This window comes from Providencia sp. PROV252 (genome assembly GCF_033676005.1).
Lineage (GTDB): Bacteria > Pseudomonadota > Gammaproteobacteria > Enterobacterales > Enterobacteriaceae > Providencia > Providencia vermicola.
In genome coordinates, this window is record NZ_CP096294.1 from 3,614,085 (window position 1) to 3,628,025 (window position 13,941).

Genomic DNA, 13,941 nt, shown 5'->3' on the forward strand with positions numbered 1-13,941 from the left:
CCGTTATTTTAAATATTTAGTCATTGGCTGTAAAAAACGCTGAGTATTCTGTAACAGCGATTGAATCATTGTACTATTCAAGTTTCTACAAGCCCTCAACACGTAATCATCTTCTATCTCGCCTTTTTTCATCGAACTCCCTTGGAGACTTTGAATTAAGGCTGATAGTGCTTTTTGTTGGTTATCCTCTGAAACGAAATCATATTGCTTCGTTTTTTTATCAAAACATGCATTTAACCAACTCCAACCACTTTGGTTTAAAAGAATTAATGGGGAGTTTAACCCTTCACAATAACCTTTTACTAAGCTTTTTAAGTAACCTAATGCATCGTCTTTTTCGATGGATGAAAACTGCCAAATACTGTTATCGCGCCCCAATGCAATGCTCTCTCCTTCGCCAACTTGAGCATTAAAAAGAAGATGCTCAATCCATAACTGCATTCCATCATTCGCAGTTAGATAAGCTGGACGATAACGTAATATACCTGCTTCGTGCACATTCTGAAGTTGCCCTGTCAATTTGATCCCTTCAATTTCACAATCTATCGGATAATCAAACGGTTGAACTTTATAATCTTTTATTTTTTCAGCTAATGGAATAATCTCGTTAAGTTGTTGTTCCCAAACAAGCTGACCAAATTGTTTCGCTGGCAGCTGCCCTGATGCTTTAAGTGCATGATAAAAAGGATCAGGGCTTTCCTCTTTGACGAGCAAATCTAAAATTTGGTCGTTAATTTTATAGCGTTGTAGCCGCCCAAGGATAAAAGGTTCTTCCTCTGGGAGCTCGGTATCTTCAATTGAGAAATGGACTTTCAGACGTTGCTGGAAAAATGCACGAATAGGATGACGATAAAAACGTAAAAGCTGCTCTAAAGAAATATGCGTAATTTTTTCTTCTGGATCTTGAAGAACTGAGCAAAAAGAGGTGTCTACACTCTCTGTCATCTTCGCTGCAGGTAACCACTCTTTAGCAAAACTTTGATAAGGGTCTTGAGGAAGATAGTTTTCTTTCGCAAAAGGAACCCGATTGTGTTGAATAACCAGATGGGATCTTAGACGCTTAGAACTATCATCGATATTGAGTAGCTCATCACCTTCTAAGCAGAAACTTTGGCAAATATAATCGAGTAGCTCCGTCACTAAGACAGATGGATTGCATGGTTGATTATCTCGAATTGAAAGCCCGATATAGCTAATATACAGCTGGTTACTTGCTGAATTTAGCGCTTCTAAAAAGAGGTAACGGTCATCATCCCGACGCTTTCTATCCCCTCTTGCAGGCTTCTCTGCCATTAAATCAAAACCCAATGGTGGAATACTTCGTGGATAGGCTCCATCGTTCATCCCCAGCAAACACACGACTTTAAATGGAACAGAACGCATTGGCATCAATGTACAAAAGTTAACGGCTCCTGCTAAGAAGCGCTGACTAATTTTTTCATCATCAAAGCGTACTGAAAGCTCGTCCCTAATCAAACGAAGTGGAATTGATTCTTCATAACCTGACACCATCGCATTTTCAATAATTTGATGCCATTGGCTGGTTAAAAGGGCTAAGACGAGCTCAGTTTCACTATCAACTATAAAACAACTATCAATAAGTTGCTGACAAAGCTCTTTCCATTCATTAAGCGTTTTTTCTAACGCTAATATGGCACGCCATTCTCTTAATGTATTAATTAATAAAGCCAATTTCCCTGCTAGTTGAGCAGCTAACCCACTACACTCATCGTAAGGCAAAATACCATTCCATGGGCCATTTCGACTATCCATGGCATACCCCAATAGCATTCGACTTAAACCAAATTGCCACGTATTTTGCCCTATAACGGGTAAAGCAAATGAACGTACATTATCGTCGTCAAGCCCCCAGCGGATCCCTGACTCGTTCACCCAACGTCGTAGCAAACTTAATTCACTTTCATCAATCCCAAAACGCTGAGAAAAAGCCTTAACCTCAAGTAAACTAAGTACTTGTTCCGTAGAAAACCGACTTTGTGGCAAATCTAACAATGTGATGAACGCCTGCAAAATTGGGTGAGCTTGTAATGCTTTCCTGTCAGAAATAGAAAAAGGGATATAGTGTGAAGATGTTGTATTACCAAAAACAGCTTGAATATACGGTGCGTAACTGTCTATATCTGCCACCATAACAATGACATCTCTTGGCGTTAATGATGGGTCTTCTTCAAAAATAGACAGCAGATGATCTTGCAACACCTCAACTTCACGTTGGGCGCTATGACACAAATGGAATGAAATAGAATTATCCCCTTTATGTATTAGCCCTTTTCCTTGACTTGTTTTATAGTTTTCTATTGTCGTACCAAGTTGTGCGTGATCCTCAAGATCTAAAATATCTTGCTGAATATTTTCTAGCAGGCTCGCTCTATTTGTATCAACATAAGCAGAAATTTCATTTGCTGTATCAATTTGAGAAATAAAATATAAATTATCTCGACCAAGCTTCCCCCACGAGGCCAGTAGCGGATTCGCAATATCCTGCTCCCCCTCATCATTAAATAGATGAGGTACATGCTCTTCAATTTTAAAACGCGATATCTCATGTTTATCAAGATAATGACGTAATTTTCTTTGTTGTAATTTTGCTAAAAAAGAAGCGCTCTGAATATCCCCCCAATAATAACGGCAAGGGTTTGTAAACATTAAATGGATGTCGGTATGCTCCGCAATGGCATTCAACGCTTGAAGATAAACAGGTGGGAGTGATGAAATTCCGCAAATAAAAATACGCTTAGGAAGCATTTTCCCTAAAGAAGGTGTACTTCTCAGCTTATCAATAAAATTTTCGTATAAGTTAGCTCGATGCCAAGGTGATTGATTTAATTCATTTGAGTATTCAACAAGACATAGCCACAACCTTTTCTGCCATAGCTGATTAGTACTAAGCCCTTCTATTAGCTCATTTTGTTGCCATTTTTCAATCCATTGTGGCCGATAGACTAGATATTGGTCAAATAGGTCTGCAACCCTTCCCGCAAGCTGATGAAGTTTTCGTTTATCGGTATCATGTTGTAGATAATGTCTTAATGGTTCAAATTCTTCATCATCAATAACCTTGGGTAAAATTGTCATCAATTTCCATGTCATTGCTTGTTTGGTATACGCACTTTCTTTCGGTATCTCAGGCAACACACGCCTGAACATGTCCCATATAAACGTCGCTGGTAACGGGTAGTTAATATTTGCGGCAATCCCGAATTGCTTTGCGAGTTCAATCTGTAACCACTGAGACATTCCAGGGCTTTGCACTAAGATGATTTCTTGTTCAAAGGGATGAGATAAAGGCTCATTTTTCATTAAATGAGCAATGAGATCTTTTAACAAATCTAATTGGTTAGAATGATAGACTTGAAACATGACGCTCTCCTATTGAGCAATACCAACGGCTAAGCGAAAGCCGCTGCCTAGGAATAAGTAATGAAACCATCAACTCAGTGCAAAACTCCGCTGGGTAGCGGTAACTTTGCTCAATCTTTCCAACAGAGTATCGTAAATCTGTATCAATGAAAGACCTTTCCGTCTTCGAAATTTCATCGACCAGTATTCGTTGTTTTTCTAATGCACTATGCAATTCCCTGACAGCCATTGAACTCTTATATAATTGATTAAAATTCAATACGATATATTGTGTATAGTTTAGCAAAGCGATAAGCAGGATAGCAAAAACCACCATAGCTATCATTGATTCTATTAATGCAAACCCTTGTTGTTGTATTTTCACAAACAAAATCCTTTTTGTTGAACAGGACAGTAATCTAACCAGCCATTCTTACGGGGAGTAACTCTCTGCTTCAGAGGATCCCATTCAACCCATTGGTACACTTTAATATCTAAACCATCTTTATAAGAACTTTGACCTGATAAAATAGAAGTTGAGCGACCATAAGGCTTTAAGCAGCTTTTCCAATTTTGTGTTACGTTTTGCTGACAAACCCATTTTTTCTTTGTATTTATTTCCCAAGGTAGCGTTAAACCCCACGCTAACGCGGATTCCGCTCGGTTAAACGTATGATAATATTTAGTTTCTTTGTGCCACTCATCTAAAGCTCGACTTTGAAAAAAATGAAGAGAACTCATTAATAACAAACTCATAGTCATTAAAATAACTGTCATCACTAAAGCAATATTACCTCTTTGGCTGTCCATTTTTGCCATTATAAATTCCTAAGCTTTACTGAGATTCTGTAATCAAAAAGCTGTCCAGCTAATAACCTTGTTTCAACACTCATAATAACTTCAAGTAGTTGAGTACCTTCAATCCAATTAAAAGCTAATTTTTTTACTGTAACCAATTTTGCATCTAATAATGACTGCCAACTTGTTCCGCTACAATCCCTAACATTTCGGTTTGACTCTAACTTTCCATTATTTAGCCGATAGCCAAAATAGTCTGTCTCTCTTTTTTTTGACTTAACAGCCGCCCATTCACCTGATAAGTCTTGGTCATAGGCAAAAATGATACACGTATTTTTTCCCTCACTTAACGATTTAGCGCTAATCATTATTGGTTCTCCCAGACAACTAGAATTGCGGCAATAACCAATGCGCCTAAAGTCCTTTTCCATATTCAGTAAAACCTGCCTGACGTCCCTATTTATTTGATATTGAAAATAAGCGCGGTAAGTTTGCTTAAAGATTGAAGGGATACTATTCATAACAGCGAGACAAATAAGGCTACTTATTACCATTGCAACCAACATTTCAATTAATGTGAATCCTTTTTGCCTTGTCTTATTTAAGCAATTTACCAGCGTCAACATTTAGGTATCCCTGCCATACCAAAGTGTGAACAGGCTCTAACTCTCCCTAAAGCAGACATATAAATAGAAATAACCTTATCTTTATTCTTTAACTGAAAACTAAATGCGCGGCTGGTGCCTTGCTTCCCATATAACTCGACTGAAGTACGAGTTGAGCTAGCCAGTTCAATTCCCTGAAATTTATCAGATGTAATATTCCCTACCTCTTGGTGTGTGTTTGAATCTTTGATGGACATACACCAGTCAGCTTTTCCTGATCTTACAAAAAGAGTTTGATGTCGATTCATGTAAATTCCTTCTTTTACATGCTGATAAATAAACTCAGTCAGTTGCCTCGCAGTATCAATGAGCCGTTGTTGCTCAATGTGTTGTTGCCAAGAATGCAGCCCCGAAAAAGCAGTCAAAGAACAAATAAATAGCACAACTAATATCTCTATTAATGTAAAACCTAGCTGAGTTTGATCCAGTTTGATTTTCATAAACCCCCTCCATGCATATAGAGAAGGAATCTCGCTAAAAAAAGCGGACATAACGAGTAAATGTTTTTCTGTTTACATAGTTCTTCCCAAAAAAATGAATGCTTTTGACTTGAGTTTAAATCAATTTGCGAAACGCTTCGCAAAATCATAGATAGCATCCAAAAAAGTGGAGTTTTTTTACTCAAGGAAAAACAAAATAAAACACACCAGTAAAGTGTAAGCAACTCAAGGAGGAGAAATATGTATTCAAGAATAGGGCAGGTGGTGGCTCATCATCTCAAGCCACCATAGTTATGAAAGAGAATAATTAAACAGTAAATGGATACTTGATAGCTTCATGACACTGATACCCATCAAGTGTGAAGTCATCTGTTGTTACCCATGTTTCAATATCTTCTAACGTTTTAATTTTTGGGTTAATTGTTAATGAAGGAGAAGGAAATGGTTCACGCTTTAATTGTACATCTCTCATCAACGGTAACTGATTTTCATAAATATGTGCATTTACAATTTTATGATAGGCCTTACCTGCTTTATGACCCGTAATCCGTGCCATTAATGCAAGTAAAACAAAGCATTGTACTTGATTGAAATTCAAGCCGAGCGGGACATCACAGCTACGCTGATATGATGTTAGATGCAGCGTATCGCCTAACAGCGAAAATGTATGAGTGTGCATACAAGGACGTAGGCACCCCATTTCAAATTCACCTGGGTTATAGAAAGTGATAATTTCCGCACGGTCATCAATGCCATTTTTTAAGTTATTAACCACTTTTTGAAGTTGATCAAGATGGGTGCCATCTGGGCGTTGCCATGAGCGACCTTGAACACCATAAACACGGCCCATATCATCCTCCCCCTTTCGATGAGGATTATTCAGCCAAGCTTGGTTTTCATTCGCATTTGCATTCCATGTGTTGCAACCAATTTCACGAAATTGTGCTGCGTTATCATAACCACGCAAATAACCCAGTAGCTCAGCAATCGCCGCTTTATAAAAGCTTTTACGAGTCGTAATCAAAGGGAACTGATTATTACCAACATCATATTCAAGATCGGCATTAATTACAGTTAAACAACGAACGCCCGTGCGTTTGTTTTCAACCCATTGCCCTTCATCAATAATACGTTGGCATAACTCTAAATACGGCTTCATAGTGGCTCTCTTATTCGAAATAACTTAACTGGCAAGCTTAGAACTAAATACCTTATTTTCAATTAAATTATTGTATTTAAAATACTAAGCTAGCCTCAACAACAAGGTGATTTAACTACCTTTAGGCTCTTTTTCTGGTTTATGCGCAGGGACATTTTGACCATATTTATATGCCCATACAATCATTAAAATTCCAATAATTATCATTGGGATAGATAAAATTTGCCCCATACTAATACCGCCAAATAACCCAAGCTGGGCATCTGGTTGCCTGAAGAATTCAACAATAATCCTAAACGCACCATAACCAATTAAAAATAACCCTGAAACGCTCCCCATTGGCCTTGGTTTACGAACAAATAAATTCAGGATAAGGAATAAGACAATACCCTCTAAGAACATTTCATACAGCTGTGAAGGGTGCCTTGGTAATACACCATATTGCTCTAAAATCGGTAATAAAGAAGGGTCCTGCGCAGCCAATTGAATATCTTCGCTGCGTGAATGCGGGAATAGGAAAGCCCAAGGCGTATCAAGGGTTACACGTCCCCATAATTCACCATTAATAAAGTTACCGATACGCCCCATTCCTAAACCAAACGGGATTAACGGAGCAACAAAGTCAGAAACTTGAAGAAAACGGCGACGAGTACGATGTGCAAACCACATCATGGCACAAATCACCCCAATTAAGCCGCCATGAAAGGACATCCCGCCATCCCAAACCTTAAAGAGATAAAGCGGATCATCAAGGAAAACAGGGAGGTTATAGAAAAATACGTAGCCAAGACGACCACCAACAAATACGCCCACAAAACCAATATATAGTAGGTTTTCAACTTCGTTTTTAGTCCAGCCGCTATTTGGTTTTGCAGCACGGCGCCCTGCTAACCATAATGCGAAAACAAAACCAACAAGGTACATAAAACCATACCAGTGCAACGATACTGGCCCAATTGAGAACATAACAGGATCAATTTCCGGAAATGCTAAGTAGCTGTTACTCATCGTTCCCCACTTTTAATGATTAAGCCAATAGTTGGCTGGCTATAAAATATCCAATACACGTCAACGCATTTGAATGCGCGCAAAAGCATACAACAAAAGGTATGGTAACTTATACTCGAATATAATAATTTAACCGCAAACACGCAAAAATAAGGAAGCTAAATTCCACCACGAACAAACCCACCTAAGCGATGAATTTCCATAAAGTGGCTCGCTTCTTTTCGAACATTTTCACATGTTTCTGCCATTAATAATTTATCTACCAAATCAGTCATTAGCTCAGGATCAAGTTGACGAATAAGGTACTTCATCCTCGGAACACTTCGCCCACTCATACTTAAAGAGCGGTAACCAAGGGCAATTAATATCATAGCACTGAGTGGCTGGCCTGCCATCTCACCACACACACTGACAGGAAGCGCCAAACGCTGACACTCTTCACTGACCTTCGCCAGAAAGCGAATAACAGCAGGATGAAGATTATCATATAGCGCAGCAACATGTGTATTATTGCGGTCAACAGCAAGTAAATATTGTGTAAAGTCATTGGTACCAATAGAAATAAAATCTACGCGTTTTTTTATCTCTGGCAACAAAAATAACAACGAAGGTACTTCAAGCATGACACCAATTTGTGGCATTTTTACTGGCTGTCCAAGCAATTGGCTGACCTCTCCTTTCGCTCTTTTTATTAATGAAATAGCTTCATCTATTTCATTAATACTGGTCACCATAGGCAACAGAATGCGTAAATTTCCAGATAATGCATTAGCCCGTAGCATCGCCCTTAATTGAATTAAAAAAATCTCAGGCTGATCAAGCATTATGCGGATCCCTCGCCAACCTAGACTTGGATTTTCTTCACTAATAGGCATATAAGGAAGCTGCTTATCTGCCCCAATATCAAGGGTACGTAGCACGACAGGCTTTGTTGGAAATAACTGTAAAACTTCTTTATATAGCTGTTTTTGTTCATCTTCTGAAGGAAAACCATTGTGCAGCATAAACGGTAATTCTGTACGGTATAGCCCAACACCATCAACCCCTGTATTAATTTGCTGCTCATAGCGCGGACTTAACCCTGCGTTTAGGTGGATCTGTATTTGTTCACCACCTATTAAGGTTGCATCTTGCTCTAAAGTTCCCTCAGCCAAACGACTAATCACATTCTCTTCTTCAATAATCTGCTGATATTCCTGAATAATTAGGTTTTCGGGCTCAATGAAAACCTCACCACGGTAACCATCTAAAATCAAATGGCGATTATGTAGTAGAGACGGTTCAATATCCGCTCCCATTATGGCGGGAATACCCATTGCTCGGATTAAAATTGCTGAATGCGAGTGCGTTGCGCCATCACGGACAATAACACCCGCGAGCTGCTCCATCGGCAACTCAGCAAGCACACTGGCACTGAGTTCATCAGCCACTAAAATAAAGCGATCGGGCCACTGTTCATTCGCCGTTAACGAATCATCAAGATGAAATAATAAACGCTGACCTAACGCCTTGAGATCTGCGCCCCTTTCTCTTAAATAGAGATCACGTAAACGAGAGAATTGCTCAACATAGTTTTCAATAACCGTTTTCACCGCCCATTCAGCAGCGGCTCCGCCATCAATGGCTGTAAATAGATGTTTTTTAAGCTGAGGATCACTAAGCAAATGATTATAAAGGTCAAAAATTGCTGCGCTTTCTTTTGCAGAACTCGCCATAAAGCGTTTGCTGATCCTCCGGCATTCTGCCGTTGCACTTTCTAAGGCGGCAATTAAACGTTGCTTTTCACTATCGATATCAATGGCGCTGGTTTGGCTGATGCTATCAAAAGAGGGCTGTGAATTGTCTTGCCAACCATAGGCCATTGATATTCCCTGAGAAACAGGAATAGCTTTAATTCTATTTTGTCGATACTGCCCAAAAATCCCTTTGGCTTGTGCTTGTGATAAAATCACGGCAAGCTGCATCGACAACGTCACCATGAAAGACTCTTCTGTCTCATTAAACAGTCGTTTTTCTCTTTGCTGAACGACAAGCACGCCTAATAATTGACGTCGATAAACAATAGGGACACCCAGAAAGGCTTTAAGCTGCTCTTCTTTTAATTGAGGAAGGTATTTATATTGAGGGTGTTCACGAGCATCAGCGAGGTTTATCATTTCAGATTGACGCCCAACAGCGCCAACAACACCTTCATCAAAGCCAAGGCGAATAGCAATCCCGCTAGGTTTTTTTAACCCGCGGGTTGCCATTAAGTAATAGCATTGGCGGGGGTGATCAGCCAAGTAAATCGAACACACATCGGTTCGCATTGCTTTGCAGGTTTCATCCACCAACACTTCTAGCGCATCAGTCAAACTTGTCGCCATCGCAACTTTTTCGACAATTTCACGTAAACGCATCAACATAGGCTTACTTTGCTCCGCGCCTACGGTTATTAAAAGCGGGTCGTTGTGGTAATTTTTGTTCCTGTAAAGGCATAACAACTGGAGCGAATTCTTTCATTACACGGCGATAAACTTCCCGTTTAAAAGAAACCACCTGCCTGACAGGATACCAATAACTGACCCATCGCCAGCCATCAAATTCTGGCGATTTACTGCGCTGCACGTTTATATCGGCATCATTACATTGCAGTTGGAGTAAAAACCAACGCTGTTTTTGCCCAATACAAACTGGTTTTGTATCCCAACGCACCAAACGCTTGGGTAATTTGTAACGTAACCAATTACGGGTAGATGCCAGTAACCTGACATCCTTACGCTGTAGCCCAACTTCTTCGTATAACTCACGATACATCGCTTGCTCAGGTGATTCCCCTGGGTTGATGCCCCCTTGAGGAAACTGCCATGAGTGCTGACCATAGCGGCGAGCCCATAGAACCTGCCCTTGCCGATTACAAATTACAATTCCTACATTCGGGCGGTAGCCATCATCATCAATCACTCGACTACCCCAATAACCAAATTTGAAAGATACCTAATTGTTTCACACATACCCTAACTGGTAAACCTATATCAATACAGTTTGCAGATATGTCCGAAGTCTCTACAATAGTGAGTGCCTCAACGGGGTGCCAAAATTATTTTGGCTGAGAAATAACCCGTAGAACCTGATCCGGTTAATACCGGCGTAGGGATTTGAGCCACCGCCTGCAAACCTGCATCGGTTCACTCTCAAATCCTGTGTCACTCTCTTTTTAGCGCAGGAAAAAGCATGTTTAAAAACAAAATTATAGCATCGATTTTTACCCTCAGTGCACTCAGTTTGAGTCAATTCGCATGGGCAGAGAAACCAACCCTAACTGTCTATACCTATGACTCCTTTGCTGCAGAGTGGGGACCAGGCCCGCAAATTAAAAAGAATTTTGAAGCTCAGTGTGGCTGTGAATTAAAAGTTGTTGCGTTAGGTGATGGTGTTGCCCTGTTAAACCGTTTGAGAATGGAAGGCAAGAAAAGTAAAGCTGATGTTATTTTAGGCCTAGATAACAACCTATTAGATTCAGCTGAGAAAACAGGCCTTTTTGCCCCTGCTGAAATTGACACAACCGCACTAAAATTACCCATTGCATGGGATAGCTCTGTTTTCATTCCTTATGACTATGGATATTTTGCATTCATTTATGACAAGAATAAAATCCAGCAACCTCCCGCAAGCATGGATGCGCTATTAAACAGCAAAAATAACTGGAAAATCATCTACCAAGACCCACGCACCAGTACACCAGGACTTGGGCTGATGTTATGGATTGAAAAACTATATGGTGATAAATCCGCTGATGCATGGAAAAAAATGGCAGGAAAAACCCTAACGGTCACCAAAGGTTGGAGCGAAGCATACGGTTTATTCTTAAAAGGTGAAGGGGATTTTGTTCTGAGTTATACCTCATCGCCAGGCTACCAGATGCTAAATGATAAAAAAGATAACTATGCCGCGGCATTATTTAATGAAGGCCATTACATGCAAGTGGAAGTTGCTGCAAGGTTAAAAAACAGCCCACAGCCTGAACTTGCTAAGCAATTCTTGCAATTTGTTTTAACACCTGATTTCCAAAATACCTTACCGACCACTAACTGGATGTACCCTGTCATTGATATCCCTCTCCCAGACGTTTACAACCAACTCCCTCTACCAGAAAAAGCCTTACAATTTAGTTCACAAGAAGTGGCTAAAGAACGTCAAAATTGGACACGTTTATGGCAAACCGCCGTCAGTCGTTAATTAATCTGTCTTTATTGCCAGGAGTTCTCGCTTCTGGTTTATTAATTGCGATAGCGCTCCTCAGCTTTGGGGCGCTCTGGTTTTTTGCGCCTGAAATAGCCATTGATGACATCATCAGCGATAGTTATCTATGGCATGTCATTGGCTTTACCTTTTGGCAGGCATTTTTATCGGCTGTTTTTTCTGTGCTTCCCGCCATTTTCCTTGCGAGAGCGCTTTACCGCCGCCGTTTTTGGGGGCGGTCATTATTTATACGCCTCTGTGCGATGACACTTGTCCTCCCCGTTTTAGTCGCTGTTTTTGGTATTTTATCGGTATATGGACAAACAGGTTGGCTGGCAAAAGTTTGCCACTGGCTAGGCGTGGAATATCACTTTTCCCCGTACGGCTTAAAGGGGATTTTACTTGCGCATATTTTCTTTAATATGCCGCTCGCCACAAGGATGTTGCTGCAATCTTTAGAAAACATCGCCATTGAACAACGGCAATTGACCGCACAATTAGGTTTTAATGAGTGGCAGCAGTTTAAGATCTTAGAATGGCCTTATTTACGTAGGCAAATTCTACCAACTGCCGCACTGATCTTTATGTTGTGCTTTGCCAGTTTTGCCACCGTACTCGCTTTAGGTGGTGGCCCTGCGGCAACAACGATTGAGCTCGCAATCTATCAAGCGCTTAATTATGATTTTGACCTTGGTAGAGCCACAATTTTGGCGCTCATCCAATTGTTTTTCTGTATTGGATTGATGTTTATCTGCCAAAAAATCAATAACTTATTTTCTGTTGGTTTTAGCCAACAAACGCGGTGGGTAGACCCCGCAGATACCCTTTTTCGCCGTATTCGTGACTGTTTATTAATTGTGACGGCGATGCTATTGCTACTTCCCCCGCTGCTTGCAGTGTTTTTTGATGGTTTAAACGGGCAGTTATTCTCTATTTTACAGCAACCTGCATTATGGCAAGCCACAGGAACATCCCTTTTTATTGCACTATGCGCAGGTGTAGTCTGTGTGATTCTCACTTTGATGTTGCTTTGGAGTAGCCGTGAGCTGCGTTTGCGCCACGCAATGCGACTTGGACAAGCGATTGAATTAAGTGGTTTAATTATTTTAGCCATGCCTGGGATTGTACTTGCAACGGGATTTTTTATCTTTTTCAATGAAACCATTGGACTACCCGAGTCACCCTATCCCTTAGTGATCATGACCAATGCCTTGTTGGCTATCCCGTATGCCTTAAAAGTCCTAGAAAACCCAATGAGAGACACCGCGGAGCGATATAATCCTTTATGCCAATCCTTGGCAATAACAGGGTTTAACCGTTTTAAAATTATCGAACTCAAAGCGTTACGCAAACCTATTGCCCAAGCACTCGCATTCGCCTGTGTGATTTCGGTGGGGGATTTTGGCATCGTCGCCCTGTTTGGCAATGAATATTTCCGCACACTTCCCTATTATTTGTACCAACAAATTGGGGCGTATCGCACCAACGATGGTGCAGTAACAGCGATGCTACTGTTATTACTGTGTTTTTGTTTATTTAGCCTGCTCGAACGTATTTCAGGAAAACACCATGATTAAACTGACAAATTTAGACTACCAATATGATAACTTAACGATGTCATTTGATTTTTCAGTAACATCAGGGGAATGTGTCGCGATTATGGGCCCAAGTGGGGCGGGAAAAAGTACGTTACTAAGCTTAATCAGCGGTTTTCAGTTTCCCAAAACAGGCACGATAGAACTTAATGGGCAAGATCATACCTTTACCCCGCCAGCACAACGCCCTGTTTCCATGCTATTTCAAGAAAACAATTTATTCGCACACTTAACGATACGGCAAAATATCGGCCTCGGTTTGCAGCCAAGCCTGTGTTTAAGCACAAAGCAAATGCAGGTCGTCGAACAAATTGCAGCCCATGTCAGCCTAACTGAGTACTTAGACCGCTTGCCCGCACAGCTTTCAGGAGGACAGCGCCAACGTGCTGCACTGGCTCGCTGCTTGGTTCGCAATCAACCGATCTTATTACTCGATGAACCTTTTTCAGCCCTCGACCCTGCGCTTCGCCATGAAATGCTTACGTTGTTAAAAACAGTCTGTGTGGAAAAATCCATCACACTATTAATGGTATCTCATAATGTGGACGATGCCCTGCAAATCGCACCAAGAACCTTAGTGGTAGCTGCGGGTGAAATTGCCTATGACGGCGATACACAGATTTTATTGCAAGGGCAAAGCGCAGCCTCTGCGCTTCTTCGTGTCACCAATACCAATTAATACTGTATAAATTCAC

At 40.7% G+C, this 13,941-nt stretch carries 12 protein-coding genes and 1 riboswitch; of the genes, 3 read left to right on the forward strand and 9 right to left on the reverse strand.

Going from position 1 to position 13,941, the window contains the following annotated elements:
• Nucleotides 1-3 precede the first annotated feature (3 nt).
• From recC to rppH, 9 genes are all read right to left on the reverse strand, one after another.
• The gene (gene recC / locus M1F05_RS16655; RefSeq protein ID WP_206083724.1) at nucleotides 4-3,381 is read right to left on the reverse strand and encodes an exodeoxyribonuclease V subunit gamma; all 3,378 of its coding nucleotides are present in this window, start codon (nucleotides 3,379-3,381) and stop codon (nucleotides 4-6) included.
• On the reverse strand, nucleotides 3,359-3,745 hold the full coding sequence (locus tag M1F05_RS16660; protein WP_206083723.1) for a prepilin-type N-terminal cleavage/methylation domain-containing protein: 387 nt from the start codon (nucleotides 3,743-3,745) through the stop codon (nucleotides 3,359-3,361). Before M1F05_RS16660 ends, recC begins: the two co-directional genes overlap by 23 nt.
• Nucleotides 3,742-4,179 (reverse strand): YgdB family protein, encoded by a 438-nt coding sequence (locus M1F05_RS16665; protein ID WP_206083722.1) that lies wholly within the window; start codon nucleotides 4,177-4,179, stop codon nucleotides 3,742-3,744. Before M1F05_RS16665 ends, M1F05_RS16660 begins: the two co-directional genes overlap by 4 nt.
• Complete coding sequence (locus M1F05_RS16670) at nucleotides 4,179-4,784, reverse strand: prepilin peptidase-dependent protein (protein ID WP_206083721.1); 606 nt, start codon at nucleotides 4,782-4,784, stop codon at nucleotides 4,179-4,181. The genes M1F05_RS16665 and M1F05_RS16670 overlap by 1 nt, the downstream gene beginning before the upstream one ends.
• Nucleotides 4,778-5,263, reverse strand: coding sequence for a prepilin-type N-terminal cleavage/methylation domain-containing protein (locus M1F05_RS16675; RefSeq protein WP_206083720.1), 486 nt, complete (start codon nucleotides 5,261-5,263; stop codon nucleotides 4,778-4,780). Before M1F05_RS16675 ends, M1F05_RS16670 begins: the two co-directional genes overlap by 7 nt.
• A gap of 307 nt (nucleotides 5,264-5,570) precedes the next feature.
• Entirely contained in the window at nucleotides 5,571-6,422 is an 852-nt protein-coding gene (locus M1F05_RS16680; RefSeq protein ID WP_206083719.1) for a thymidylate synthase, read from the reverse strand.
• 111 nt (nucleotides 6,423-6,533) lie between these two features.
• On the reverse strand, nucleotides 6,534-7,430 hold the full coding sequence (gene lgt / locus M1F05_RS16685) for a prolipoprotein diacylglyceryl transferase (RefSeq protein ID WP_206083718.1): 897 nt from the start codon (nucleotides 7,428-7,430) through the stop codon (nucleotides 6,534-6,536).
• Between the two features lie 158 nt (nucleotides 7,431-7,588).
• Nucleotides 7,589-9,835 (reverse strand): phosphoenolpyruvate--protein phosphotransferase, encoded by a 2,247-nt coding sequence (gene ptsP, locus M1F05_RS16690; protein ID WP_206083717.1) that lies wholly within the window; start codon nucleotides 9,833-9,835, stop codon nucleotides 7,589-7,591.
• Nucleotides 9,836-9,839: 4 nt separating this feature from the next.
• The gene (rppH, locus tag M1F05_RS16695; protein ID WP_206083716.1) at nucleotides 9,840-10,373 is read right to left on the reverse strand and encodes an RNA pyrophosphohydrolase; all 534 of its coding nucleotides are present in this window, start codon (nucleotides 10,371-10,373) and stop codon (nucleotides 9,840-9,842) included.
• 113 nt (nucleotides 10,374-10,486) lie between these two features.
• Nucleotides 10,487-10,584, forward strand: a riboswitch (TPP riboswitch).
• 59 nt (nucleotides 10,585-10,643) lie between these two features.
• Between rppH and thiB the strand changes: the two genes are divergently transcribed.
• From thiB to thiQ, 3 genes are read left to right on the forward strand one after another with little or no spacing between them, the layout of a single operon-like run.
• On the forward strand, nucleotides 10,644-11,648 hold the full coding sequence (gene thiB, locus M1F05_RS16700) for a thiamine ABC transporter substrate binding subunit (protein ID WP_206083715.1): 1,005 nt from the start codon (nucleotides 10,644-10,646) through the stop codon (nucleotides 11,646-11,648).
• Nucleotides 11,624-13,228, forward strand: a complete 1,605-nt coding sequence (gene thiP, locus M1F05_RS16705) for a thiamine/thiamine pyrophosphate ABC transporter permease ThiP (protein WP_318825894.1) — start codon at nucleotides 11,624-11,626, stop codon at nucleotides 13,226-13,228. The genes thiB and thiP overlap by 25 nt, the downstream gene beginning before the upstream one ends.
• Nucleotides 13,221-13,925, forward strand: coding sequence for a thiamine ABC transporter ATP-binding protein ThiQ (thiQ, locus tag M1F05_RS16710; RefSeq protein WP_206083713.1), 705 nt, complete (start codon nucleotides 13,221-13,223; stop codon nucleotides 13,923-13,925). Before thiP ends, thiQ begins: the two co-directional genes overlap by 8 nt.
• The last annotated feature ends 16 nt before the right edge of the window (nucleotides 13,926-13,941 follow it).

Bases quoted from the DNA above. Each gene is read 5' to 3' on its own strand.
- M1F05_RS16665 (WP_206083722.1), bottom strand. From the start codon at position 4,179: ATGGCAAAAATGGACAGCCAAAGAGGTAATATTGCTTTAGTGATGACA.
- M1F05_RS16680 (WP_206083719.1), bottom strand. From the start codon at position 6,422: ATGAAGCCGTATTTAGAGTTATGCCAACGTATTATTGATGAAGGGCAA.
- thiP (WP_318825894.1), top strand. From the start codon at position 11,624: ATGGCAAACCGCCGTCAGTCGTTAATTAATCTGTCTTTATTGCCAGGA.
- ptsP (WP_206083717.1), bottom strand. From the start codon at position 9,835: ATGTTGATGCGTTTACGTGAAATTGTCGAAAAAGTTGCGATGGCGACA.
- recC (WP_206083724.1), bottom strand. From the start codon at position 3,381: ATGTTTCAAGTCTATCATTCTAACCAATTAGATTTGTTAAAAGATCTC.
- thiB (WP_206083715.1), top strand. From the start codon at position 10,644: ATGTTTAAAAACAAAATTATAGCATCGATTTTTACCCTCAGTGCACTC.
- M1F05_RS16670 (WP_206083721.1), bottom strand. From the start codon at position 4,784: ATGTTGACGCTGGTAAATTGCTTAAATAAGACAAGGCAAAAAGGATTC.
- thiQ (WP_206083713.1), top strand. From the start codon at position 13,221: ATGATTAAACTGACAAATTTAGACTACCAATATGATAACTTAACGATG.
- M1F05_RS16675 (WP_206083720.1), bottom strand. From the start codon at position 5,263: ATGAAAATCAAACTGGATCAAACTCAGCTAGGTTTTACATTAATAGAG.
- lgt (WP_206083718.1), bottom strand. From the start codon at position 7,430: ATGAGTAACAGCTACTTAGCATTTCCGGAAATTGATCCTGTTATGTTC.